This is a genomic window from Streptomyces sp. NPDC031100 (genome assembly GCF_055570785.1).
The window spans coordinates 38,150-60,907 of sequence record NZ_JBVIGN010000010.1 but is presented as its reverse complement, the minus strand read 5'-3'; the positions used below and the strand labels follow the sequence as shown (position 1 = coordinate 60,907).

Annotated in this window: 23 protein-coding genes and 1 tRNA gene; 15 read left to right on the top strand and 9 right to left on the bottom strand. The window is 69.9% G+C overall.

Annotated elements, in window-relative coordinates:
• The first annotated feature begins 8 nt into the window (after positions 1 to 8).
• Positions 9 to 926, top strand: coding sequence for an NAD(P)/FAD-dependent oxidoreductase (locus ACZ5DS_RS26740; protein WP_468243140.1), 918 nt, complete (start codon positions 9 to 11; stop codon positions 924 to 926).
• Positions 927 to 938: 12 nt separating this feature from the next.
• Here ACZ5DS_RS26740 and ACZ5DS_RS26735 read toward each other — a convergent pair whose 3' ends face one another.
• The 5 genes from ACZ5DS_RS26735 to ACZ5DS_RS26715 all read right to left on the bottom strand — a co-directional run bounded on the left by ACZ5DS_RS26735 (position 939) and on the right by ACZ5DS_RS26715 (position 6,852).
• On the bottom strand, positions 939 to 1,907 hold the full coding sequence (locus ACZ5DS_RS26735) for an aldo/keto reductase (protein ID WP_468243138.1): 969 nt from the start codon (positions 1,905 to 1,907) through the stop codon (positions 939 to 941).
• Positions 1,907 to 3,517, bottom strand: coding sequence for an MFS transporter (locus tag ACZ5DS_RS26730; RefSeq protein WP_468243136.1), 1,611 nt, complete (start codon positions 3,515 to 3,517; stop codon positions 1,907 to 1,909). The genes ACZ5DS_RS26735 and ACZ5DS_RS26730 overlap by 1 nt, the downstream gene beginning before the upstream one ends.
• Positions 3,514 to 4,197, bottom strand: coding sequence for a type 1 glutamine amidotransferase domain-containing protein (locus ACZ5DS_RS26725; protein ID WP_468243133.1), 684 nt, complete (start codon positions 4,195 to 4,197; stop codon positions 3,514 to 3,516). The genes ACZ5DS_RS26730 and ACZ5DS_RS26725 overlap by 4 nt, the downstream gene beginning before the upstream one ends.
• Positions 4,198 to 4,219: 22 nt before the next feature.
• Complete coding sequence (locus tag ACZ5DS_RS26720; RefSeq protein WP_468243131.1) at positions 4,220 to 5,383, bottom strand: ferritin-like domain-containing protein; 1,164 nt, start codon at positions 5,381 to 5,383, stop codon at positions 4,220 to 4,222.
• Positions 5,384 to 5,454: 71 nt separating this feature from the next.
• Complete coding sequence (locus ACZ5DS_RS26715; protein WP_468243129.1) at positions 5,455 to 6,852, bottom strand: MFS transporter; 1,398 nt, start codon at positions 6,850 to 6,852, stop codon at positions 5,455 to 5,457.
• Between the two features lie 176 nt (positions 6,853 to 7,028).
• On the opposite strand from ACZ5DS_RS26715, the gene ACZ5DS_RS26710 reads away from it, so the two are divergent.
• The 7 genes from ACZ5DS_RS26710 to ACZ5DS_RS26680 all read left to right on the top strand — a co-directional run bounded on the left by ACZ5DS_RS26710 (position 7,029) and on the right by ACZ5DS_RS26680 (position 12,988).
• Complete coding sequence (locus ACZ5DS_RS26710; RefSeq protein WP_468243126.1) at positions 7,029 to 7,769, top strand: DJ-1/PfpI family protein; 741 nt, start codon at positions 7,029 to 7,031, stop codon at positions 7,767 to 7,769.
• Positions 7,766 to 8,545, top strand: a complete 780-nt coding sequence (locus tag ACZ5DS_RS26705; RefSeq protein WP_468243124.1) for an antibiotic biosynthesis monooxygenase — start codon at positions 7,766 to 7,768, stop codon at positions 8,543 to 8,545. Before ACZ5DS_RS26710 ends, ACZ5DS_RS26705 begins: the two co-directional genes overlap by 4 nt.
• A gap of 84 nt (positions 8,546 to 8,629) precedes the next feature.
• Complete coding sequence (mftG, locus tag ACZ5DS_RS26700; RefSeq protein WP_468243122.1) at positions 8,630 to 10,138, top strand: mycofactocin dehydrogenase MftG; 1,509 nt, start codon at positions 8,630 to 8,632, stop codon at positions 10,136 to 10,138.
• A gap of 93 nt (positions 10,139 to 10,231) precedes the next feature.
• The gene (locus tag ACZ5DS_RS26695) at positions 10,232 to 10,657 is read left to right on the top strand and encodes an ester cyclase (RefSeq protein WP_468243119.1); all 426 of its coding nucleotides are present in this window, start codon (positions 10,232 to 10,234) and stop codon (positions 10,655 to 10,657) included.
• A gap of 4 nt (positions 10,658 to 10,661) precedes the next feature.
• Positions 10,662 to 11,270 carry a DJ-1/PfpI family protein gene (locus tag ACZ5DS_RS26690; protein WP_468243117.1) on the top strand — a complete coding sequence of 203 codons (609 nt, stop codon included), beginning with the start codon at positions 10,662 to 10,664 and terminating at the stop codon, positions 11,268 to 11,270.
• A gap of 93 nt (positions 11,271 to 11,363) precedes the next feature.
• A complete protein-coding gene (locus ACZ5DS_RS26685; RefSeq protein WP_468243115.1) occupies positions 11,364 to 11,750 on the top strand; it encodes a nuclear transport factor 2 family protein in 387 nt (128 codons plus the stop codon).
• A gap of 5 nt (positions 11,751 to 11,755) precedes the next feature.
• Complete coding sequence (locus ACZ5DS_RS26680) at positions 11,756 to 12,988, top strand: low temperature requirement protein A (protein ID WP_468243112.1); 1,233 nt, start codon at positions 11,756 to 11,758, stop codon at positions 12,986 to 12,988.
• A 105-nt stretch (positions 12,989 to 13,093) separates the two neighbouring features.
• Here ACZ5DS_RS26680 and glgA read toward each other — a convergent pair whose 3' ends face one another.
• Positions 13,094 to 14,284, bottom strand: coding sequence for a glycogen synthase (gene glgA, locus ACZ5DS_RS26675; protein ID WP_468243110.1), 1,191 nt, complete (start codon positions 14,282 to 14,284; stop codon positions 13,094 to 13,096).
• A gap of 292 nt (positions 14,285 to 14,576) precedes the next feature.
• On the opposite strand from glgA, the gene ACZ5DS_RS26670 reads away from it, so the two are divergent.
• From ACZ5DS_RS26670 to ACZ5DS_RS26660, 3 genes are all read left to right on the top strand, one after another.
• The gene (locus ACZ5DS_RS26670) at positions 14,577 to 16,094 is read left to right on the top strand and encodes an amino acid permease (RefSeq protein ID WP_468243108.1); all 1,518 of its coding nucleotides are present in this window, start codon (positions 14,577 to 14,579) and stop codon (positions 16,092 to 16,094) included.
• 99 nt (positions 16,095 to 16,193) lie between these two features.
• A tRNA-Lys gene (locus ACZ5DS_RS26665) sits at positions 16,194 to 16,266 on the top strand.
• 319 nt (positions 16,267 to 16,585) lie between these two features.
• Positions 16,586 to 17,134 (top strand): hypothetical protein, encoded by a 549-nt coding sequence (locus ACZ5DS_RS26660; RefSeq protein WP_468243105.1) that lies wholly within the window; start codon positions 16,586 to 16,588, stop codon positions 17,132 to 17,134.
• 80 nt (positions 17,135 to 17,214) lie between these two features.
• Here ACZ5DS_RS26660 and ACZ5DS_RS26655 read toward each other — a convergent pair whose 3' ends face one another.
• The 3 genes from ACZ5DS_RS26655 to ACZ5DS_RS26645 all read right to left on the bottom strand — a co-directional run bounded on the left by ACZ5DS_RS26655 (position 17,215) and on the right by ACZ5DS_RS26645 (position 19,052).
• Positions 17,215 to 17,889 carry a class I SAM-dependent methyltransferase gene (locus ACZ5DS_RS26655; RefSeq protein WP_468243103.1) on the bottom strand — a complete coding sequence of 225 codons (675 nt, stop codon included), beginning with the start codon at positions 17,887 to 17,889 and terminating at the stop codon, positions 17,215 to 17,217.
• Positions 17,890 to 17,960: 71 nt separating this feature from the next.
• A complete protein-coding gene (locus ACZ5DS_RS26650) occupies positions 17,961 to 18,437 on the bottom strand; it encodes a glycine-rich domain-containing protein (RefSeq protein WP_468243100.1) in 477 nt (158 codons plus the stop codon).
• A 282-nt stretch (positions 18,438 to 18,719) separates the two neighbouring features.
• Positions 18,720 to 19,052 (bottom strand): hypothetical protein, encoded by a 333-nt coding sequence (locus ACZ5DS_RS26645; protein WP_468243098.1) that lies wholly within the window; start codon positions 19,050 to 19,052, stop codon positions 18,720 to 18,722.
• Between the two features lie 99 nt (positions 19,053 to 19,151).
• Here ACZ5DS_RS26645 and ACZ5DS_RS26640 point away from each other — a divergent pair, with 99 nt between their 5' ends.
• The 4 genes from ACZ5DS_RS26640 (at position 19,152) to ACZ5DS_RS26625 (ending at position 22,735) form a co-directional block, all read left to right on the top strand.
• A complete protein-coding gene (locus ACZ5DS_RS26640) occupies positions 19,152 to 19,952 on the top strand; it encodes a GntR family transcriptional regulator (RefSeq protein WP_468243096.1) in 801 nt (266 codons plus the stop codon).
• An 89-nt stretch (positions 19,953 to 20,041) separates the two neighbouring features.
• On the top strand, positions 20,042 to 20,401 hold the full coding sequence (locus ACZ5DS_RS26635) for a DUF732 domain-containing protein (protein ID WP_468243094.1): 360 nt from the start codon (positions 20,042 to 20,044) through the stop codon (positions 20,399 to 20,401).
• Between the two features lie 605 nt (positions 20,402 to 21,006).
• Positions 21,007 to 21,876: an EamA family transporter gene (locus ACZ5DS_RS26630; protein ID WP_468243092.1), complete on the top strand. Its 870-nt coding sequence runs from the start codon at positions 21,007 to 21,009 to the stop codon at positions 21,874 to 21,876.
• Positions 21,877 to 22,135: 259 nt separating this feature from the next.
• Positions 22,136 to 22,735, top strand: a complete 600-nt coding sequence (locus ACZ5DS_RS26625; protein WP_468243090.1) for a 2OG-Fe(II) oxygenase — start codon at positions 22,136 to 22,138, stop codon at positions 22,733 to 22,735.
• Positions 22,736 to 22,758 lie beyond the last annotated feature (23 nt).

Sequence of the window (22,758 nt, the reverse complement as noted above, 5' to 3'; positions counted from 1 at the left end):
GCGTATCCATGAGGCTCGCCGACACCATCGTCGTGGGGGGCGGCCCGGCCGGTCTCTCCGCGGCGCTCTACCTGGCCCGCTACAACCGCGAGGTGCTGGTCTTCGACACGGGCCACGGACGCTCGACGCACCACCAGACCAACCACAACTACCTCGGCTTCCCGGAAGGCATCCCCACTGTCGACCTGCGTAAGCTCGGCCGGGAGCAGCTCGGCCGGTACCCCAACGCCCGGGTGCTGCACCACCTGGTCACGCACGCCGAGGGCGATGCCAGGCAGGGCTTCACCGTCCGCTCCCAGGGGCACTCCTGGCGGGCCCGGGCGCTGGTGCTGGCCACCGGCGTCCTCGACCACTTCCCCCACTTCGCGGGCTGGGAGTCGTACGTCGGCCGGTCGATGTTCTGGTGCATCACCTGCGACGGCTACGAGAACCGGGGGCGGAGCATCCTGGTCGTCGGTCACACCGACGCGGCCGCCGGTGAGGCCATGCAGCTGCACAGCCTCACCGACCGGGTGCGGGTGCTGACCAACAGCGGGAGCGACGAGATCAGCCCGACGTTCCGCCGCCGTCTGGAGCGCGCCGGCATCCCGGTGGTGCACGACCGGATCGGCGAGGTCGAGGGCGCGGACGGGATGCTCTCGGCGGTGCTGACCCGCGGGGGCCGGCGGCTTGAGCTGGACGCGCTCTTCTCCATCCAGGGCGCCACCCCCGAGACCACGCTCGCCCGGCAGCTGGGCGTCCTGCTCGCCCCCACCGGTTACGTCGCGGTGGATTCCGAGCAGAAGACCAGCGTGCCGGGCGTCTACGCGGCCGGCGACCTCACCGCCCTGCACTCCCACCAGGTGACGGCTGCCGTCCACGAGGGGGCGCAGGCGGCGTCGGCCGCCAACTACTTCCTGTATCCGCCGGAGCTGAAGGCGGACTGAGGGGTACGAGGGTCAGCGGCGGGCGCCCTGGATCAGGGCGGCCGCCTCGGCCAGGCGGGACAGGTCGTCCGCGGTCAGGGTGAGGTCCGCGGCGGCCGCGTTCTGCTCCAGGTAGGCGACCCGCTTGGTGCCCGGGATGGGAACGATGTCGGAGCCCTGGGCGTGCACCCAGGCCAGCGCGATCTGGCCGGGAGCGACGTCGTGGGCCGCGGCGATCTCCCGGATCACGTCGACGACCTTCAGGTTGGCGTCCATGTTCTCCTGCGCGAACCGGGGCATGGTGCGGCGCATGTCCTTCGCGTCCATGGTGTCCCGGGTGGTGACCGCGCCGGTCAGGAAGCCCCGGCCGAGCGGGGAGAAGGGGACCACGCCGATGCCCAGCCGGCGGGCGGTGGGCAGGACCTCCGCCTCGATGTCGCGGGTCCACAGCGAGTACTCGCTCTGTACGGCCGTGATCGGGTGCACGGCGTGGGCGCGCTCGAGTTCGTCGGCGGACACCTCGGAGACGCCGATGTAGCGGACCTTGCCCGCCTGCACCAGCTCCGCCATGGTGCCGATGGACTCCTCGATGGGCGTCTTCGGATCGACCCGGTGCAGGTAGTACAGGTCGACGTGGTCCATGCCGAGGCGCTGGAGCGAGTCGTCGATGCAGCGGCGGATGTAGTCCGGGTCGGCCTGCAGCACCATGCCCACACCGGGCCTGACGTCGACGATGCCGCACTTGGTGGCGAGGACCACCTCGTCGCGGCGCTCGCGCAGCGCGTAGCCGACCAGCTTCTCGTTGGCGCCGACGCCGTACAGGCCGGTCGCCCCGTACACGTTGGCCGTGTCGATCAGGGTCACGCCCAGATCGAGGGCCCGGTGGATGGTCCTGATCGACTCCTCGTCGTTGCCGACTCCGTACGACTGGCTCATGCCCATGCAGCCGAGTCCCTGTGCGGAGACCCGAAGACCCTGACTGCCCAGAGCGACCTGACGCATCAGTGTTTCCCTTCGTGGTGGTGGAACCAGTGGCTGAGCCGGCGGCCCACCGCATGGCCGCCCGTCAGCAGGTACAACGCGTGCGCGAGCCCGGTGCGGCGGCCGTGCCGCACCCACAGGAAGTGGTGGTGGGGCCGGCTGTCGTGCGGGTTCGGAAGTGCATGGACCAGGACGAACGACACCAGCGTAAGCGCCGCCATGAGCAACAGGGCTGATTGATAGGCGACTTGGTAACGGCTTGACGCTGCGTCCGAGCCCGGGTGGGCGCCGAGGACGGAGAAGACCGTACCGATTCCGGCCACCCCGAGGGCCTGGCCGATCTGGAACGCGGTGGTCAGCGCGCCCGAGGCGGAGCCCTTGTCCAAGGGGCGGATGCCGGTCAGGACGACCCCGATCAGCGGGGACATCGTCAGGCCCTGGGCCGTGCCGATCAGCAGCAGCGGCAGGGCCAGCTCGCCCGCCGTGAGGCCGGACCCGGCTGCGCGCACGGTGGCCCAGGCGGCGATCAGGCCGCCGAGCAGCAGGACGTGCCCGAGGACCAGCACGGACCGGCCGAGCCGCGGCACGAGCCGGGGCACAAGCAGCGAGGAGAGGAAGAACGCGATGCCCACGGGGGCGAACGCGAGCCCTGCCTGCAGCGGGTCGAGGCCGAGGCCGACCTGGAAGGTCAGCGAGGTGTAGACGGCGAGGCCGACGATGGTGATGAAGTACAGGACGCCGATCGCGATGCCCACGCCGAACGCCCGCTGCCGGAACAGGGACGGGCGCAGCAGCGGGACGCGGCCGGTGGTGTCCAGGCGCTGTTCGTAGCGGAGGAAGACGGCGAACGCGGGCGGGGCGGCCGCGAACATCGCCCAGGTCCACCAGGCCCAGCCCGCGCCCGGGCCGAGCAGCAGCGGCAGGACGAGCAGCAGCAGGGCGCCGCCGAGCAGGCCGGTGCCGGCGAGGTCGATGTGCGGGTGGCCGGCGGGTTGGTCCGGTGCCATGACGCGGCGGCCGGTGAGCAGGGCGGCGGTGCCGAGCGGGACCAGCACCAGGAAGGCGGGGCGCCAGGCCAGCCCTGCCAGGTTCAGCTCGATCAGCGCGCCGCCGACGAGCTGGCCGACGACGATGGCGACGCCGATGGTGGCGCCGAACAGGCCGAGGGCGAAGTTGCGTTCGGCGCCCTCGAAGGTGTCCTGGATGATCGACAGGATCTGCGGGTAGATCAGCGCGGCGCCGAAGCCCTGGACCAGGCGGGCGCCGATCAGGACGGGGGCATTGGGGGCGAGGCCGCTGACCAGGACGGCGGCGGTGAACAGGACGAGGCCGCCGAGCAGGACGCGGCGGCGGCCCAGCACGTCGCCCAGCCGGCCGCCGGTGATCAGGAAGACGGCGTACACGAGTCCATACCCGGCGACGACGAACTGTACGGCGCCGAAGCCGACGTGCAGGGTCTGCTGGAGGGAGGGCATCGCGAGGTTGGCGATGGAGACTCCGCCCACGACGAGGAAGGTGCAGGTCAGTCCCACGGCCAGGACGAACCAGCGGGCGCGGCCCGCTGGTGCGACGGCGGTGGATGCGTACGGATCAAGTGCCCCGACGGTCCCTCCGGTGGCCGGTGCCGTCATGTGGTCGCCAAGGCCAGGACCGTCGCCAGGGCCGTGTCCGTGGCGGATGCCGGGTTCTGGCCCGTGACCAGGCGGCCGTCCGTCACCGCGTGGGCCGTGAACTCGGGGGCGGCCTCGTGCTTGCCGCCCAGGTCCTCCAGGGCGGTCTGGAGGGCGAACGGGACGACGTCGGTGAGGCCCACCGCGGCCTCCTCGGCGTTGCTGAAGGCGGTCAGCCGCCTGCCCTCGACCAGCGGGCGGCCGTCGGAGAGCCGTACCCCGACCAGCGCCGCCGGGCCGTGGCACAGGGCCGCGACCACGCCGCCCGCCTCGTACACGTCCCGGGCGAGCGCGGCCAGGGCCTCGTTGCCGGGGAAGTCCCACATGGTGCCGTGGCCGCCCGCGAAGAAGACCGCGTCGTAGTCGGCCGGGTCCACGTCCTCGGGGCGGAGCGTGTCGGCCAGTTTGGCGCGCATCTCCGGGTCGTCGAGGAACGCCTTCTGGACCGCGTCGTTCTCGTCCACACCCGAGGCCGGGGGGCGGCCGCCGCGCACGGAGGCGAGGTCGACGCGATGGCCGGCCTCGGTGAACACCCGCCAGGGGTGGGCGACTTCGGGCAGGTAGTAGCCGGTGCTGCGGCCGGTGTCGCCCAGCTCGGGGTGGCTGGTCATGACGATGAGGATCTTCTTCGTACGGGACATGCTCGGTCTCCTGCGGGGGGCTTCAAGCCTGGGCGGCGGCGAGGTTGCGGAAGCGGGGGCCGTAGAAGACGGGCCGGTTCAGGTCGGTGTAGGTGTTCAGGAAGCCGAACTCGGCCGGGTACAGGCGCGGCAGATCCTCGATGACCGACTGCGGGACCTGGCGGCGCATGAAGGTGAAGCAGGAGAAGACCCGGAACTTCACCATGTGGTGCACGGCCTCGCCGAAGGTCGGCCACTGGGTGGCCGTCGGCCCGTTCCACAGCTCGTCGAGGTGGACCATCATGCCCGTGTACGTCTCGTCGAACTGGAGCAGTTCCTTCTCGGCCTCGGCCCCGTCGGGGTCGGCCGCGAGGATCCTGGCGTAGCCGTCGGACGGCACGGCGAGGGTGTTGACCACGTCCGGCCAGTCGATCCTGCTGCCCTGGAAGTGCACGGCTTCGGTCTCCGGGCTCAGCTCCAGCGCCGGCTCGGGCGTGCGGTACTCCCGCCCGTACCAGAGTTCCGCGAACTTCCCGTAGTGCGACTCCTCGTGCTGGAACGCGGGACCGGCCTGGATGGTGCCGCCGGTCGCGCCCTCGCCCTGCTCCAGGATCTCGGTGATCCCCTCCAGGAGCTGGTCGACGGGGTCGACGCCCGGGGCCGGCACGATGGTCTTGAAGCCGATGTTGTCGCCGACCTGGTTGGCGAGGCCGCCGCCCCGGACCGCCGCGCGCAGCTCCTCGGCGTTGTCGGTGATCGCGTCCTTGATCTGCGCGTAGAGCTTGCCGATGGTCGGGAAGCTCTCGTGGCTGTACTCCTCCGGCAGCAGGAACAGCGGCGACTCCAGGCGCATGAAGTTCCGCAGCTGGGGCTTGGACAGCGAGGCCAGGCCGATGTGCAGGTCGGGCTCGACCCCGCCGGGCAGGCCGTGGGAGGGGAAGCGCGGGTCAAGGTCCCTGATCCGGGGGCGGCCGCCGATGGCGGCGAGCATGTTGGCGGCGATGGCCATGTGGACCATCTCCTCCATCAGCACGCTGCGGATGGTGTTGTAGCTGGTGTAGTTCTGCACTTCGAGCGAGAGCATGGCCGAGGTGTAGATCGGCAGGGTGGAGTGCTCCAGCGCGATCGCGGTCTGGAGCGCCTCACGGATCCAGCCGACGGAGCGCCGGACCGGAGCCTGTGCGGTCTCCTGCTGGGCGGTGGTCATCGCGGTGTTCCTTTCGGTTGCGGGAGGTACGTCGGCGGGATCCGCCCGGGTCGGGGACATCCCCGAAGGGGTCAGCTCTCGGCCTCCTGGCCGCGGGCGCGGCCGAGCAGGGCGAGGACGATCACGAGTGCCGCACCCGCGAACACCACGACGCCGAGACCGATGCGGTGCATGGAGACCAAGGTGCCGAGCACGGCGACACCGAGCGCGGAGCCGGCCTGCCGGGACGCGTTGAGCGCGCCCTGGGCGGTCGCGGCGTACTCGGCGGGTGCGGCCGTCGCCATGTCGGCGGTGGAGGCGGGGATCGCGGTGGTGGAGCCGAGCGCCAGCATCAGCTGGGCGGCGATCAGCAGCACGAACGGGGTGTCGGTACCGGAGAAGGCGAGGATCACTCCGGAGAGCACCCCGCAGGCCAGGCCGAACAGGATCAGCGGGCGGGTGCCGACGCGGGCCACCAGCCGGCCGGTGAACAGCGGGAGCACCGCCAGCGGCACGGTCATGGGCAGGAAGGCGAGGCCGGTCTGCAGCGCGCTGAGGGAGCGCTCGTTCACCATCCACTGGGTCATCGCGTACAGCAGTCCGTAGAAGACGAAGGAGGCGGCCGAGCCGGTGATCATGTCGGCCTGCACCCGGGCCCGGACCAGCAGCGCGGGCGGCAGCGCCGGGTACGGCGCCCGCCGCTCGGCGAAGCCCAGCGCGAGGAAGGCGAGGACGGCGACGACCACGGCGATCACCGGTCCGGGCTTGCCCCAGCCGGAGGTGCCGCCCTCGACCAGACCGAAGGTGAGCGCGCCGAGCCCGAGGATGGACAGCACGAGGCCGGCCGTGTCGACCGGACGGTGCGGGCGCTTTCCGTCGGCGGCGAAGCCACGCGCGGCGAGCCAGGTGACCAGCGCGATGGGCGGGTTGACCAGGAAGACCAGCTGCCAGCCGCCGAGCGCGACCAGGCCGCCGCCGAGCACGGGTCCGGAGACCAGGCCGAGCGAGCTGACCGCGGCCCAGGCGCCGACGGCGCGCGAGCGCTTGGCCGGGTCGGGGTAGAGCCCGGACAGCAGCGCGAGCGAGGCCGGCACCAGGCCCGCGGCGGCGACGCCGAGCAGGGCACGGCCGGCGATGAGCAGCCCGGCCGAGCCGGCCAGGGCACACAGGAGGGACACGACGCCGAACGCGAGCAGCGAGCCGCGGTAGACCCGGCGCGGGCCGAGGCGGTCCGCGAACGAGCCGGACGCCAGCATCAGACCGGCGAAGACGACCGTGTAGGCGTCGACGGTCCAGGCCAGGGCGCCGGTGGAGGCGTGCAGGCTGTGCTGCAGGTCGGGCAGGGCGACGTTCAGGATGGACGCGTCCATCAGGACGAGGAAGTTGCCCACCGCGATACCGAGGAACCGGCCCGCCGTGCGCGACTTCGCCACTTGCTTCGCGTTCCCGGCGCCAGCAGCGGAACTGACGTCGACGCTCTCGGTAGTCATACCCGGCAGGGTTGTGCACGGGCGTGTGCGCGCCCAACTCTTTCCCCGAGACTTCCTGACCTCGGCGACTTCCGGAAGTGATGCGAAGTTCAGAAAGTCGTACCGCGTGATGCGGGGCGGCGATTTCCCCGCTGTTAGCTTCCCGGTACTCGCCGAAATTCCAGGAGGCTTCAGAAATGGCCGAGATCAAATCCGTGGCCGTTCTCGGTTACGAGAGCTGCAGCGAGCAGGACACCATCACCCCGCTGGAGATCTTCAAGGGCACCGCGATGGTGCTTGCCCACCAGATCGCGCCCTGGCCGCTGGCCGAGGAGCCGCGCGAACTCGACGTGAAGTTCGTGTCGGTCGACGAGGGCAACGTGGTGATGCAGATGGGCACCCAGGTCGTGCCCGACGCGGTCCTGGAGGACGGGCAGCTCTTCGACATCCTCTACGTCCCGGGCGGCGTCGGCTCCGGAAAGATGACCCAGAACGGGCGCATCCTCGACGCGATCCGCCACCACCACGTCAACGGCAGGATCGTCGCCGGCAACTGCTCCGGCATCGGCATCCTCTCCCGCTCCGGCATCCTCGGCGACACCCCGGTGACCCTGGTCGCCGCCGTCGCCCGCGGCCTGCGCGCGGAGGGCACCAACGTCCCCTCGCCGCGCCGGATGTGGCTGCACGACGCCGACAAGAAGATCTGGACCACCACCGGCTCGTACGGGGTCAACGGCTCCACCGTCGCGCTGGTCGCCCACTACTTCGGCAAGGAGGTCGGCACCATCGTCTCGATGATGTTCGACACCTACGGCGGTATCGGCGAGCAGATCTTCGAGCAGTCGGGCCCGGAGTTCTACCAGCACCCCGAACTCGAGGAGAAGTTCGCGGACTTCTTCGAGCCGATGCTGCTGCCGGGCCGGGGCGGTCAGGCATGATCACGGTGACCGCCCGCCAGCTCGTCAAGGCGGGAAAGGAGGCCGAGGTCGAGGTTCTGATGACCGGCCTCGCCGCGAAGATCCGCGCGAACGAGCCCGGCTGCCTGGGCTTCGACTACCTGAAGCCGGAAGAAGGCGGAAACTCCCGTCTCGTGGTCGAGCGTTACCGTGACGACGCGGCCCTGGAATTCCACCGGTCGACGGACTATCTCCGCGACTTCATTCCGAACCTGCTGGAATGCCTGGAGGAATTCCCCGAGGTGCACGTCTACCGTGACGTCACCCCCGGCCCGGACCTGCCCGAGTCCTTCTTCCACGTCGGCATCGTGGTGCCCGACCTGGAAGCGGCCGTCGCCCGCTACTCCGAGGTGTTCGGCATCGAGTTCACCGAGCCCGCCACCTTCAGGGTGCCGCGCCTGGAGGACCCCGACCCGCACCCCTTCGAGCTCGTGTGCGCGTTCTCGAAGACGGGCGCGCCCTACTACGAGCTGATCCAGGCCGACGGCGACGGCATCGTCTCGGCCAGGAACGCCGGCCGGATCCTCTACTACGGGGTCTGGGAGGACGACATGGCGGGCCGGCTCGAACTGCTGAAGAAGCAGGGCGTCGGCATCGACGCGGCCTTCCGCAAGGACGCCGACTCCACCCCGTTCGCGGTGATCACCGCGCCCGACCTGATGGGCGCGCGCATCGAGTACGTGGACACCGGCGACCGCGGCCCCATCGACGAATGGGTGCGCACCGGCCGCTACCCGGGCGGCCTGGAGTCCGAGTAGCCGGCCGACCGGTCGGCCGCCGCGCCGAAACCCCGGGGCCGACCCGGGCGCAACTCATCAGTGGACCCGGAAGGGAACTGTTCCATGCGTTACGACCACATAGTCGTCGGTGCCGGCTCCTCCGGTGCCGTCCTCGCGAGCAGGCTCACGGAGAACCCGTCCGTCGCCGTCCTGCTCCTGGAAGCCGGACCCGACTGGGCGGACGTCTCCCAGATCCCCGGCGACATCACCAACGCCCGGACCGTGTCCGTGGAGGAGCACGACTGGGGCTACTCGGCCGAGGCCGTGCCGGGCCGCTCGCTGACGTACGCCCGGGGCAAGGTGGCCGGCGGCTGCTCGGCCGTCAACGGCGCCATCGCGCTGCGCGGCATCCCGGCGGACTACGACGAGTGGGCCCAGCTGGGCAACGACTCGTGGTCGTGGAGCGAGCTGCTGCCGTACTTCCGCCGGATCGAGGACGACCAGGACTTCGACGGGCCGTTCCACGGCAAGGGCGGCCCCACCCCGATCGTCCGGCACACCCGGGACCAGCTGGTCCCGTTCCAGGCGGCCTACCTGGAGGCCTGCCTCGACCTGGGCTTCGGCTACGTCCAGGACCACAACGACCCGGAGTCCACCGGGGTCGGCATGATCCCCATGAACCGCCGCGGCGACCTGCGCATCTCCACGGCGATCGCCTACCTGACCGAGGCCCGCAGGAGGAAGAACCTCACCATCCGCGCGGGTGCGACCGTGCACCGGGTGCTCTTCGAGGGCACCAGGGCGGTCGGCGTCGAGGTGGAGACCGGCGGCCGGCTGGAGAAGGTCTACGCCGACCACGTAACCCTTTCCGCCGGTGCCCTCAACTCGCCCGCGATCCTGCTGCGTTCGGGCGTCGGCCCGAAGGAGCAGCTGCGCGCGCTCGGCATCGAGGTCGTCCTCGACCAGCCGAACGTCGGCGAGAACCTGATCGAGCACCAGCAGATCACGGTGGGTCTGCTGCCCAGGGAGGGCGTCACCGACCCGGACGACCCGGACGTCCAGGTCCTGGTCCGCTACACCAACCCGGGCTCGCAGCACTTCAACGACATGCAGATGTACTTCGTCAGCCGCTACGTCGAGGTCACCCACCGGCCGATCAGCGTGATGAGCGTGCTGCAGAAGCCGGAGTGCCGCGGCCGGGTCTCGCTCTCCAGCGCCGACCCCACCGTCCAGCCGGACATCTTCCTCAACTCCTACGGCACCGACGCGGACCGCCGGATCGCCCTGGACGGGGTCCGGCAGGCCTGGGACATCGCCAACTCCAAGCAGATCCGCGATCTCTCCAGCGGCCTGTCCGACAAGCTGACGCAGCGGCAGGTGAACGACGACGCCCAGCTGCTGCAGTACATCCGGGAGAACTCCGCCACCCTGTGGCACCCGGTCGGCACCACGAAGATGGGCCCGAGCAGCGACGAGAGCGCGGTCGTGGACCAGCGGCTGCGGGTGCACGGCATCGAGAACCTGAGCGTGGTCGACGCCTCCGTGATGCCCACGCACGTCAGCGCCAACCCCAACCTGACCTGCTACGTCATCGGCGAGCGCGCCGCCGAGTGGTTCCTCGCGGACGCCTGAGCCGACGCCTGAGCCACCCGCCCGGTCCGGACCGCCGGCTTTGGTCCCCGGCGGCCCGGACCCGGTGACCCCATGAAGCCAAAGGAGTTGACCATGGCCGAGATTTCCGACGAGGGCTCCAAGCTCGTCCGGACGTACTACGAGCAGTTCCTGACCGCCCCGGGCGATCTGAGGATCGCGGACGAGATCCTCGCCCCCGACGTGGAGTTCGACAACCCGATCTCCCCGGACGGCATCCACGGCCTGCCGGCGTACAAGGAGTTCGCGCTGCGCTGGTACGGCGGCTTCCCGGACCGCGTCTTCACCATCGAGGAGCTGCTGGAGCAGGGCGACAAGGTCGCCGCGTCCTTCACCATCACCGGCACCCACAACGGCGTGTTCATGGGCGCGGCCCCCACCGGCGAGCGCATCACCGTCCGCGGCGCGAACATCTTCCGGATCGAGGAGGGGCGCATCAAGGAGGTCCACGCCTACTTCGACCCGCGCCAGCTGCTCGGCCCGCTCGGCCTGGGAGCGTGACCCGGTGCCGGCGCCCAAGGGCCGGATCGCGGTCCTGATCGAGGAGCACTTCGACCCCTCCGAGTTCCGCGACTTCAACGCGTACTTCCCGGAGCAGGGGTACGCCGTCGACTACGTCTCCCATCTGTGGGGCCAGCCCTCGCTGACGTTCGGCAGCAACCCCGACCACGGCTTCGTCGAGGAGCACGTCACCGTCACCCGCGAGGTGGGCGCGCTGGACCTGGCCGACTACGCGGGCGTGATCCTGATCGGCGCGTACGCCATGGACCGGCTGCGCTACCAGGTCGAGGTGCCGGGCCCGCACAGCCGCAACAAGGCGCCCGCCGTGGAGTTCCTGCGCGCCGCGATGGCCGCGCCCGGGTTCAAGGTCGGCACCATCTGCCACTCCCTGTGGCTGCTGTGCGCCGACCGCGCCCTGCTGGCGGGCCGCAGGGTGACCTGCGCCCACAACATCGTCTGCGATGTGGAGAACGCCGGCGCCGAGATCGTCTACGCGGGCAACGGCACCGCGGACCTGGTGGTCGACGGCGACCTGATCACGGCCAAGCACCCCCAGGTGACGGCGGAGTTCATGGCGGCTTTCGTCCGCGAGATCGAGACGGCGGCACCCTGACCCGACGCACCACCCATCACCATGTCCCCGTCTCTACGTCCCCGTCTCTACGTCCCCATCTCACGTCCGCATCTCTACGTACGGAGAAGTGTCATGCCCAAGCAGCAGCAGATCCGCGCCGCCGTCGAGGGGTACGCGGAGAGTTTCGCGAAGCGGGACCGGGAGCGGTTCGCCGCCCTGCTCGCCGCGGACGTGGTCCAGTACGAGCCGGTCGGCGCGCCCGCGCGCCGCGGCCGGGACGCGGTGACCGCCTTCTTCGACGGCGTCTTCGAGGTGATCGACCGCGTCGAGTTCCGCGTGACGGACCTGGTGATCAGCGGGGACGAGGCCGCGTTCACCTTCCACATCACCGCCCACAAGAAGGACGGCGGCATCGTCGAGGACCGCGGCATCGACACCTTCCGGGTCGGCGACGACGGCCTGATCATCGAGATCAAGGGCTACCACGACGACGCCCACACCCAGGTCGCCGAGGGCTGATCGGCGTGCGGGGGGTGCTGGGCGCGCCGGAGGCGGGCGTGGCGCGCGGCACGTACACCGGCAAGGTGCGCCTGCACCGGGGGCGGGTGCGGCTCAGGGTGCCCGAAGAGGGGCACCACCGGGCCGCCTCGCCCCTGGAGCTCTTCTTCGACCTGGTCTTCGTGGTGGCCGTCGCGGAGCTGACCGAGGTCCTGCTGCACGCCCCGACCGGGGCGGGCGTGCTGCGCTTCGGGGCGCTGTTCGTCCCGATCTGGTGGACCTGGGTCGGCTACACCTTCTACGCCGACCGCTTCGACAACGACGACCGGATCTACCGGCTCATCATGATCATCGCGATGATGTCGGTCCTCTCGGTGTCGGTGGCCGTGCCCCAGGCCTTCAACGGCACCGCCGGGGCGAAACGCTTCGCCCTGGGCTACTTCCTCGTACGCCTGATCCTGCTCGCCCTCTACCTGCGGGCCCACTACCACGTGCCCCGGGCCCGGACCCTGACCCGGCGGTTCCTGCAGGGGTACGGGCTCGGCGCGGCCGTCTGGGGAGCGTCGGCCCTGCTGCCTGCGCCCTCCTGCTACGCGCTGTGGACCCTGGGCCTGCTGGCCGAGCTGCTCACCCCGATCCTGTCCGCATCCGCGGTGTCACGGGTGCCGTTCAACGCCTCGCACATCCCGGAGCGGTTCGGTCTGTTCACCATCATCGTGCTGGGGGAGGTCGTCGCCCTCAACGCGATCGGCATCGCCGCCAGCGGGCTGCGACCCGAGACGCTGGCCGTGGTGGCGGGCTCCTTCCTGATCGCCGCCTGCCAGTGGTGGCTGGTCTTCGACCACGTCGACGCCTCGCCGCTGCGCAAGTGGCGGCTGACCGGCCAGGCGTACGTCTACGGCCACCTCCTCGTGCACGGCGGCATCACCGTGACCGGCGTCGGCGGACTGCTCGCCGCGCAGGCGGCCAACGCCCGCGGCCACGGCCACGCGGCCCTGGCCGGCGGTCCGGTGCTGTGCTTCGGCATGGCCGCGTTCCTGCTCGGCGTGGGCGGCATCCACCTGCTCAACGTGGGCCTCCGCGGCGACCTGCGCGCCTGGTCCCGCCTCGGCCTCGCAGCGGCGTTCACCCTCTTCGGCCTGACCGGCGGCGACCTGCCCGCCCTGCTCCTGGAGGCGGTCCTGGTGGTAGGCCTGTCCTGCCAGATCCTGATCGAAACCCGGGCCCCGGCGGTGCCCCACACCCTGCACGGCACTTGAGGACGGCGCACGACAGCCCGAGGAGGGCGGGCCCGGCAACTCCCGGGTCCCGCCCTTTGCGGGCTGCCTCTCTTCAGCGAAGGGCGAAGACGAAGCCGAGGCGAGCTACGTCAACACCGCGCGGTAAATGTCCAGCACCTGCTCGGCCGCCGCCCGCCAGGAGAACTGCTCCCGAGCCCGCACCCGCCCCGCCTCACCCATCGCCCGGGCCCGCTCCGGCTCCGCGAGCAACCGGTTCACAGCAGCAGCGAAATCGGACGCGAACCGCTTCGGATCCAGCGGAGTTCCCGTGCCGTCCTGCTCCTGCTCGACCGGCACCAGCAGTCCCGTCACCCCGTCGGCCACCACCTCGGGTATCCCCCCGGTGGCGGTGGCCACCACGGCCGTACCGCAGGCCATCGCCTCCAGATTGACGATGCCCATCGGTTCGTACAGCGAAGGACAGACGAACACCGAGGCGTGGGTGAGCAGTTGACGCAGCGAGTCGGCATCCAGCATGCCGTCGATGCGGAAGACACCCCCTCTGATCCGCCGCAGCTCGTCGACCAGCGCGGCCGTCTCCGCCGCGATCTCCGGGGTGTCGGGCCGGCCGCAGCACAGCACCAGCTGCGCCGCCGGGTCCAGCTCGAAGGCGGCCCGCAGCAGGTGGGGCAGTCCCTTCTGCCGGGTCACGCGCCCCACGAACAGCACGAGCGGACGGTCCGGGTCGATGCCGTACCGCTCCAGCGCGGCCGTGCCCGTGTCGGGCCGGTGCACCTCGGTGTCGATGCCGTTGTGCACGACGTGCACCCGCTCGGGATCGACGTCCGGATACACGCGCAGAACGTCCTCGCGCATGCCGTGCGACACGGCGATCACCGCGTCCGCCGCCGTGACGGCGGTGCGCTCCACCAGCGAGGAGAGCCGGTAGCCGCCGCCCAGCTGCTCCGCCTTCCACGGCCGCAGCGGCTCCAGGCTGTGCGTGGTCACCACGTGCGGAATGCCGTACAGCGTCCGGGCCAGATGGCCCGCGGAGTTGGCGTACCAGGTGTGGCTGTGCACCAGGTCCGCGCCCTCGCATCCGGCGCCCATCTCGACGTTCGTGGCGAGGGTGCGCAGCACGGGGTGGGCGCCGTCCGCCAGGTGCGGCTCCCGGTACGCGGACACCCCCGCCTCCGGGCGGGGCTCGCCGAAGCAGCGCACCCGCAGGTCCACCAGGGTGCGCAGCTGCCGGGCCAGTTCCGTGACGTGCACGCCGGCGCCGCCGTAGACGGCGGGCGGGAATTCCTTGGTGAGCAGATCCACGCGTGTGTTCATCCGTACTTCCTGACGTCTACGGCCGCGAGCGGCGGGATTCCGTGCATGCCGGGGCCCGATCCCCGGCGTCCTACTGCGTTCTCCTGCGTTCTCCTGCGTTCTCCGGCGGTCTCCGGTGGGGGAAGCAGGGGGTGGAGCGCGGGGAGCGGCATGCCTGTGCCCGGTCTGACCAGGGAATCCGCGACCCCGCTACGGCGGGGTGGAAGAGCGGGGACCGCGGACCCCGATGTCCACGCTAGGACGAGAAGGGTGTGACGCATGTCACGGCACCTGAGAGGGAATTGCTGGGTTCATGACAGACGAAGCAAGAACGAGCAACGCACCGGACCACCTGTCGGACGAGGAGCGCCTGGCCCAGCTCGGCTACACCCAGGTCCTGGCCCGCCGCATGTCGGCCTTCTCGAACTACGCGGTCTCCTTCACGATCATCTCGGTCCTGTCCGGCTGCCTCACCCTCTACCTCTTCGGCATGACCACCGGCGGCCCCGCCGTCATCACCTGGGGCTGGGTGGCCGTCGGCCTGATGACCCTGTTCGTGGGCCTCTCGATGGCCGAGATCTGCTCGGCCTATCCCACCTCCGCGGGCCTGTACTTCTGGGCCCACCGCCTCGCGCCACCGCGCTCGGCGGCGGCCTGGGCGTGGTTCACGGGCTGGTTCAACGTGCTGGGCCAGGTGGCGGTGACAGCCGGCATCGACTTCGGCGCGGCGTCCTTCCTGGGCGCGTACCTGAACCTGCAGTTCGACTTCGAGGTCACGCCGGGCCGTACGGTCCTGCTGTTCGCGGGGATCCTGGTCCTGCACGGCCTCCTGAACACCTTCGGCGTCCGCATCGTCGCCTTCCTCAACGACGTGAGCGTGTGGTGGCACGTCCTGGGTGTCGCGGTGATCGTCGGCGCGCTGGCCGTCGTCCCCGACCACCACCAGTCGGCGACGTTCGTCTTCACGAAGTTCGTGAACACCACGGGCTGGGGCAGCGGCCTCTACGTGGTCCTCCTGGGCCTCCTCATGGCCCAGTACACCTTCACGGGCTACGACGCCTCGGCCCACATGACGGAGGAGACCCACGACGCGTCGACGGCGGGCCCGAAGGGCATCGTCCGCTCGATCTGGACGTCCTGGATAGCCGGCTTCGTCCTGCTGCTCGGCTTCACCTTCGCCATCCAGTCCTACGACAAGGAGCTGACGTCCCCGACCGGCGCACCCCCCGCCCAGATCCTCCTGGACGCACTGGGCGCGACGACAGGCAAACTGCTGCTCCTGGTGGTGATCGGCGCCCAGCTCTTCTGCGGAATGGCCTCGGTCACCGCCAACAGCCGCATGATCTACGCCTTCTCCCGCGACGGCGCGCTGCCCTTCTCGCACCTCTGGCACACGGTCAGCCCCCGCACCCGCACCCCCGTCGCAGCGGTCTGGCTGGCCGCGTTCAGCGCCCTCGCCCTGGGCCTCCCCTACCTCATCAACTCGACCGCCTACGCGGCGGTGACCTCGATCGCGGTGATCGGCCTCTACATCGCCTACGTCGTCCCGACCTACCTCCGCGTCCGCAAGGGCGAGGCCTTCGACCGGGGCCCATGGCACCTCGGCCGCTGGTCGATCCCGATCGGCCTGGTCTCCATCACCTGGGTCGCCCTGATCACGATCCTCTTCATGCTCCCCCAGGTCTCCCCGGTCACCTGGAAGACCTTCAACTACGCCCCGATCGCCGTCCTGACCGTCCTGGGCTTCGCCACCACCTGGTGGCTGGCCTCGGCCCGCCACTGGTTCCTGAACCCGGCCCACACCTCGTCTCCCGAGCTGGTCGAAAAGTAACCACACCCACCCGCACCACCCGCCCGACGCGGCCGAGTCCCCGATACTCGATCGGAGACACGGCCACGTCCGGCTATGCTCGGACACGCAACCTCGCCCGGGCCCTTAGCTCAATTGGCAGAGCAGTGGACTTTTAATCCATTGGTTGTGGGTTCGAGTCCCACAGGGCCTACCGGAGAGCCCCAGTTCAGAGACAGTCTGAGCTGGGGCTTCGGTGTGTTTCGAGGGCTCGGTGATCGTTAGCTCGCCCCATGCTCGCCCGAAGTGCAGACGATCACGCGTGCGGAGCGCCGAGCGCAGCCCTGCCCCAGCGGCGGCGCGGGCAACGGGAGCCCAAATATCTGTCTATGACGCCTCTACGTCTTGATCACGGATAGTGACCTCACTCCAATGGCTACTTGATCGGGCGCCTATGGCCGCTCGGGTGTGCAGTGACAGTGGGGCGGCGCGTCGCAGAGCGAGAGGTGATCAAGTTGGATGGATCACGATGGATGAAGGGCGTCAGTGTCTTCTTGGCCACCGGGCTCTTGGTGCTCTTCGGAATCATCGTCTGGGTCACGCTGCAGACCTATGACAGCCCGCCGCGGCTCTCGGACCCAGCGCCTACCGTCGTGCCTACGACCCGGCAAGATGGCACATTGCCGCAGCAATACCGCGCCGCCTACGATCCGAACGCTCGCCTGCTCGGTGTCCTCGCCATCGTGACGCCCTTGCTGACTACGATCGTTGGCTTCTTCTTTGGCCAGCGCGCTGGCGCGGCCCGCGGCGAGGCGGCTGCGTCGGAGTCCCGCAAGAAGCAGGAGCGGATCGCCAGGGTGCTGGCGGAGACCGAACACAAGGATGCCCTGCAAGTACTCAGCCAACAGGGGTTGATCGCGCCTACCCCAATGCCAAGAGGTGGCAATGGCGGCGCGAACGGAGGCGGTGAGCCTGGCGGTACGGCTCCTGGTATTGATCAACCAGGGCCGGATGACCATCCCGCAGGCGAGCCTCCCACCCCGCCACCGCCGGGTACCTCAAACGAGCCGCCGAAGAAGTAGGCCAGCCGCATGGAGCGGCCCCGGCCGGCGAGCTGCCGACCGGGGCCGCGGGTCGATCCACTCGGACATACGGCCTCCGATCACGCTTGGGCGCGGGCCTGGACGATGAGCGTGCCGATGGTCCGGTTGCCCGGGGGAGCGGGCAACACGGCGGTCTGGGCATCGGTGTAGCCGTGCTCTTTCAGTAGCCGCTCCCACACGTCCGGCTCGTAGTCCCACCGCTTCACCACGAGCGGGTCCTCGTCCGCCTCACGTGGGATGTAGGACGCCTGGCAGCCGTAGCAGCCCTCGACCGGCGGCCGCTGGGAGAACACGAGCCGGCCGCCCGGGTGCAGCCGCTCACGGATGGCGGGCAGCAGCAGCGCCGGGTCGGTGAACCACAGGGCGCCATACACCGAGTACACGGCGGCGAAGCCTTCGCGGTCCTGCCGCAGGAAGCTGGCCGCGTCCGTCTGTAGAAGCTCCAGCCCCGGCGTCTGCCCCCACCGCTCGCGCGCGGCGGTCAACTGCTTGGGCGAGACGTCCACGCCAACGGCCCGCATGCCTGTGGCGGCCAGGTGCGCGGCGTTCCCGCCTTTCCCGCAGCCGAGATCCAGTACGCGGGCACCACCCGCCACGTCGAGGAGTTCGGCCCCCGGACCGTGGTCCTCGTACTGGGTCCAGTTGAACCAAGTCGTCTCGCCGCGCCCGTTCACGCGTCGGCGCTCGGGGCGCTGTCGTGAGTAGGTGTCCCAGGCGATCGCCGTATCTGTCACGTGGTGCTCCGCTCATAGGGCCAGCCGCCCGGAACGGGCCGGGCGGCTGGAGTCTTGCACGGTGAGTGGTGCTACTTCTTGCCGCCGCTGTTCGGGCTGTCGCTGCATCCCGCGTGGCACTGCGTGCAGTCGTTCGAGATCGTCGGCCACAGTTCCTCGTCGACCGTGTACCCGGCGGCGGTGATCGCGGCGAGCGTGCGCTCACGGGTTGCCGTGTGGCCTCCGGGCAGCTGCTCGCCCTCGTCGGTCGGGACGTGGTGGACGAAGTGCCCGACGTTCTGCTTGCAGAAGCGGGTGTAGTCGACGGTGTGCAGGATGAACGCGTGCCAGCCGTAGTCGACCAGCTCACTCGGAGACAGCGACTGTCCGGGCTGCCGCCCGGACGCGACGATGAACGCTGCGGCCTGACCGATGATGCGGCGGGCGGTCGTGGCGCTGATCTCCGGGTGGTCGGTGGTGATGCGCCGGGCGAGTCGGTCGGTCACCTCAGGGGTGACCAGGGTGAGCGCGTCGGTGGCACTCACGGGACGCTCTAACGTGACGGTCACGTCTACCTCCTGTTATGGATGAGCGCCCTCGAGGTCGAGGGCGTCGCCCCGCACGTCTCCTCGGTGTTGAGGCTGGGAGACGGGCGGGTGATCGTGTGTGTGGGGGGGCCGTGCAGTCCGGGCAGGCGTAGACCTCGATGTCGAGGACGTGGGCGCCGCGCCTGCCGCGGGCGATGCCTGCGCTGGTGCCGCCGCAGTGGACCAGGGATCTGCCGCACCAGCAGCAGGCCCAGCCGGAGTACTGCGCGCGCGTCAGTGCGCTCGCCGGGGGGAGAGGTCGGGTCATCGGTTCGTCCCCAGCTGTGCCCACAGGCCGCACTCGTCTGTGGACAATCCGGTGAGGTCGGCCAGGCCGGACATGATTGCCCAGCCGGGGCCGTGGCTGCTGGTGAGCGGGTCGGGGCCGGTGGCGATGATGCGGATGCGGGCTCCGGCCGTGGACAGGGCCACCTCCACCGCGGCTGCGCCCGAGCTGAGAACTGCGATGAACAGCTCGTTCGCGATGAGCGGGGCGTCGGGGTGGTGCACGCGGCCAGCTACCCAGAGGCGGACGTGGGCGGCCTCGCCGGGTTCCCCCTTGAACGCCTTTTGCCACGTGTGGCCCGTTTCGGGCATGGCTGTACCCCGCAGACGGTGGCTATCTGAGTACGGATATTGCTTATCTGTACTCAGATTGTCGCCGGAGTTGGCACTGGTCAAGGGGGACGGGACAGTATGTGTACTCAGATTGACGCGATCATTCCGAACGGTGGTACGGCAGTGGCACAGCCCGAGTACCTGCGCATCGCCGCTGAGCTGCGGCAGCGCATCGCCTCCGGCCAACTGGCCCCGGGCGACCAGCTCCCCACGCTGCCCGCCCTGTGCGCGACATATGGCGTATCCGGGACCACCATCCGGAACGCACTCCGGCTGCTCGCCACCGAGGGGCTCATCGAGACCCGGGCCCGCGCCGGCACGCGCGTCCGGCCACGGCCGCCGATCCATCGCATGGCCGCCGACCGGTACCGGTCCACGCCGGGCGCCAAGTCCACGCCGTACACCCGGGATCAGGGGATCGGCTGGTCCGAGTACCGGCTCGACAAGCGGTTCGAGAAGGTGCAGGCCGACGCCGAGCTGGCCGCCCTGTTCGACGGCGAGGTCGGCGAGCGGCTGCTGGCCCGGCACTTCGTGTTCTACGACAACGACCAGCCCACCCAGATGTCGACCAGCTACGTCCGCTGGTCCGACGTCGCAGGCACACCGGTCGCCGACCCCATCAACGAGCCCTGGCCCGGCGGCACCCGAGCACAGCTGGCGACGCTCGGCATCCACGTCACCGCGATCACAGAGTCGTTCACCGCGGGCATGCCAAACGAGCTGGAGGCGGCGACGCTCCGCATCGGCGCCGGCGTCCCGGTCCTGCGCTACACCCGCAAGCACATCGCCGACACCGGCCGCGTCGTCGAGGTCGCCCACCCCATCGTGCGCCGTGGCGATACCACGATCGTGGACTTCCGCATCGAGTTGGATGGCTGATCCGTAGACGCACGGCCTGGCGGGCGTCACAGTTATCCCACGCCTGCCACACATCAGCCGAACATGCGGCCGCCTGCTAGGGACGACCCGTGCGCCTCAGGAACTCGCTGCTGATTGCTGCGCTTGTCGTCACTCCTATCTCTGCCTGCTCCGAGGAAGAGGCCCTGCCGGGACCGATATCGAGCGAGGCTGGGCACACCTACTCGCCTGAGCAGGGCGCCTACCTCAATGCGGTCCGCGACCTGGATTGGCCGGCAGGGATGACCGAGAGGGACGCCCTGTTCGCGGCGCTGGATGTGTGCGGAGAAGAGAAGAACGGCAACTCCGATCCGGCGTGGCTCGCCCATAAGGCCTCTGAGGACTTTGGCCTTGAGGCCAGCGACGCCGTCCAGGTGGTGACCGCGGCGGACGTGACCTTCTGCATCCCGTACCAGGGGGCCACCCCCTGATCCCGAACGCACGAAAGCGGGCCCGCCCTCCCACCCTTTGAGCTGGGGTGTTGCAACGACCGCTAGAACTCAAGCTGGGGGAGAGCGGGGCCGCGTGGCATCAGCGCATGAGGAACCGTGCGAGGACAACACCGCCGGCCGCGCCGAGGACAGCGGCGCCACTGGCCGCCCGCCACACGGTGTGCTCCCTTGGCGATGCCATCGCCTCGCAAGCACGCCCAGGCCCGGTGGTTCGACATTGACGCCACCCCCGAGGCGTTCGTCGACACCAATGCCTGGGCTCTGCGCAGGTATCTGGCAGGTGGCACTCAGGCGTCGATGGACGGCTGGAATCAGGGCGCCGTGAGCCTCGTATATCGGCGCGTTCATGCGAGTGGCCGAGCTCGCGCAGGGCGTGCGCGGCAGGAGCGGAAGTGCGACGGCGCACTTTGCTCGGGGAAAGAGAAAGAATGCGTGCCGGTGCAATTTTGTGGCCTTGGGTGTTGGTGATGCAACAACAGGCCAGTCGCTCGTACCGGTCATTTTTCGACGGGCGCGCAATATGTGGAGAGCCTCGGTGGATACGGTGAGGGCGCACGACGCGACTCCGTATCGCGAGGTCTCTCATGACACCTTTTTTCGCGCTGGCCACAAGCCTGATGTGGGGACTGGCTGATTTCGGCGGCGGATTGCTCACCCGGCGCATGCCGGCCCCGATCGTGCTTCTTTTCTCACAGTTTCTGGCCGCCTGCGCGCTGGGCTCGATCGTGGTCGTCACGCATGGCTGGGAGCAGGCAGGACCGTGGCTGAAGTACGCGATCGCCGCCGGTGTGGCCGGGCCCGCCGGACAGTTCGCCTTCTACAAGGCCCTCGCGCTCGGCCCCATGGGTGTCGTCTCGCCGCTCACCGCGCTCGGTGCCGTGGCGGTACCCGTCGGCCTGGGCCTGTTCCTCGGGGAGCAGCCCGCGATGTCGCAGCTGGCGGGCATACTGGCCGCGGTGGCCGGTGTCGTCCTGGCGACCGGTCCGGCCGCCGGCCTGGCGCCGGTGCGGCGTCAGACGCTGTTGCTCACTCTGGTGGCCGCGGCAGGGATCGGAGCGGTGATAGCGCTGATCGCCGCGGCTGCGGCGAAGACCATGACCGGGCTCCTGCTGGGACTGTTCGTGCAGCGCTCGTGCAATGCGGTGCTGTGGGCCGGCGCCGTCGGCGTGGCGGTGCGGCGCGGGCGTGCCATGCTGCCGGTCGAGGGGTGGGGCGCGATCCGTTCCTCGCTTCCCGTGCTCGCCTTCATCGGGCTGGTGGATGTGGCCGCCAACGCCACCTACAGCCTGGCCGCCCACCACGGGCCGATCGCGGTCGCCGCTGTTCTTTCGTCCCTTTATCCGGCGGTTACCGCCGTGGCCGCGCGCGGTTTTCTGCGGGAGAAGTTACTGAGGATTCAGGCGGTGGGTGTGGGGCTTGCCTTATTAGGCACCATGCTTTTGGCCATGATGTAGGGTTTTCGGTCATTGTCCTGCGTGGCATGAATTCCCTGGTTGTCGATGGCTGCATATGGAAAGGATGCACTCGGCAGCGGGTACAACCGCGTCGAGCTGTATCGGAGTCCGCATGGGGATGATCGAGAGCAACGGTGAGACCGGGCTCGATCTTCGAGGTAGCTTTTCCGAGTTGGGGCTGGTCCCCGGAATTGTTGCGGACGGAATTGTTCCGTCCCGCCTGATCGCTGACCTTGCACATATGTCGGGGACAGGTTCCGTGTCGGGAAAGACCGACATCACCAATCACGTCGAGAGCGTCTTCGAGGGCTGGGACGGCAGCGGCTGGCCTTCTTCGTACTTCGACCGCGTGGCTCGGGCCCGGCATCCCGCCGTCGAGGAATGGGAGGCGCTCGCCCGCCGGCTGGTCGCGTCCGTGGCCGATGCCCGTACCGCCGAAGCGGCGTGCACGGCCTCCGGGCACCGGTTCACCCAGGCGGTCGTCAGGTCGGCGACACAGGGCGTCGAATGGCACTTCGACTCGGCCTGCCTCGAATACGAGGGGACGGAGCTCGATCTGGGGCGGGGGGCCCGGCAGTACTCCGTCATCACCTACCTCAACACCCCCGAGCAGGGTGAACTCGAGGTGGCAGCCTGGCGGCCCGCGCTCGCGGGGGCGCATCCGCAGCGCTCGTACCCCATCGACGAGGCGTTGTTCGCCTCGGCCGAGCGCACCCGCGTGCGGCCGGTCACCGGGCGGACCGTCGTCATGTCCTCGGAGTTCGCGCACCGGGTTCTGCCGACCCCGGCCCCACGGAAGTTCATCACGATGTTCGTCGCCGTGAGCGAGGACGGCGACCGGGCTGTCTCCTTCGGCTAGGGACCACGAACTCCACAAGGAGG

Bases quoted from the DNA above. Each gene is read 5' to 3' on its own strand.
- ACZ5DS_RS26725 (WP_468243133.1), bottom strand. From the start codon at position 4,197: ATGTCCCGTACGAAGAAGATCCTCATCGTCATGACCAGCCACCCCGAG.
- ACZ5DS_RS26645 (WP_468243098.1), bottom strand. From the start codon at position 19,052: ATGCCCGAAACGGGCCACACGTGGCAAAAGGCGTTCAAGGGGGAACCC.
- ACZ5DS_RS26695 (WP_468243119.1), top strand. From the start codon at position 10,232: ATGGCCGAGATTTCCGACGAGGGCTCCAAGCTCGTCCGGACGTACTAC.
- ACZ5DS_RS26660 (WP_468243105.1), top strand. From the start codon at position 16,586: ATGAAGGGCGTCAGTGTCTTCTTGGCCACCGGGCTCTTGGTGCTCTTC.
- ACZ5DS_RS26730 (WP_468243136.1), bottom strand. From the start codon at position 3,517: ATGACGGCACCGGCCACCGGAGGGACCGTCGGGGCACTTGATCCGTAC.
- ACZ5DS_RS26710 (WP_468243126.1), top strand. From the start codon at position 7,029: ATGGCCGAGATCAAATCCGTGGCCGTTCTCGGTTACGAGAGCTGCAGC.
- ACZ5DS_RS26685 (WP_468243115.1), top strand. From the start codon at position 11,364: ATGCCCAAGCAGCAGCAGATCCGCGCCGCCGTCGAGGGGTACGCGGAG.
- ACZ5DS_RS26705 (WP_468243124.1), top strand. From the start codon at position 7,766: ATGATCACGGTGACCGCCCGCCAGCTCGTCAAGGCGGGAAAGGAGGCC.
- ACZ5DS_RS26715 (WP_468243129.1), bottom strand. From the start codon at position 6,852: ATGACTACCGAGAGCGTCGACGTCAGTTCCGCTGCTGGCGCCGGGAAC.
- ACZ5DS_RS26640 (WP_468243096.1), top strand. From the start codon at position 19,152: ATGTGTACTCAGATTGACGCGATCATTCCGAACGGTGGTACGGCAGTG.
- glgA (WP_468243110.1), bottom strand. From the start codon at position 14,284: ATGAACACACGCGTGGATCTGCTCACCAAGGAATTCCCGCCCGCCGTC.
- ACZ5DS_RS26630 (WP_468243092.1), top strand. From the start codon at position 21,007: ATGACACCTTTTTTCGCGCTGGCCACAAGCCTGATGTGGGGACTGGCT.
- ACZ5DS_RS26670 (WP_468243108.1), top strand. From the start codon at position 14,577: ATGACAGACGAAGCAAGAACGAGCAACGCACCGGACCACCTGTCGGAC.
- mftG (WP_468243122.1), top strand. From the start codon at position 8,630: ATGCGTTACGACCACATAGTCGTCGGTGCCGGCTCCTCCGGTGCCGTC.
- ACZ5DS_RS26735 (WP_468243138.1), bottom strand. From the start codon at position 1,907: ATGCGTCAGGTCGCTCTGGGCAGTCAGGGTCTTCGGGTCTCCGCACAG.
- ACZ5DS_RS26720 (WP_468243131.1), bottom strand. From the start codon at position 5,383: ATGACCACCGCCCAGCAGGAGACCGCACAGGCTCCGGTCCGGCGCTCC.
- ACZ5DS_RS26740 (WP_468243140.1), top strand. From the start codon at position 9: ATGAGGCTCGCCGACACCATCGTCGTGGGGGGCGGCCCGGCCGGTCTC.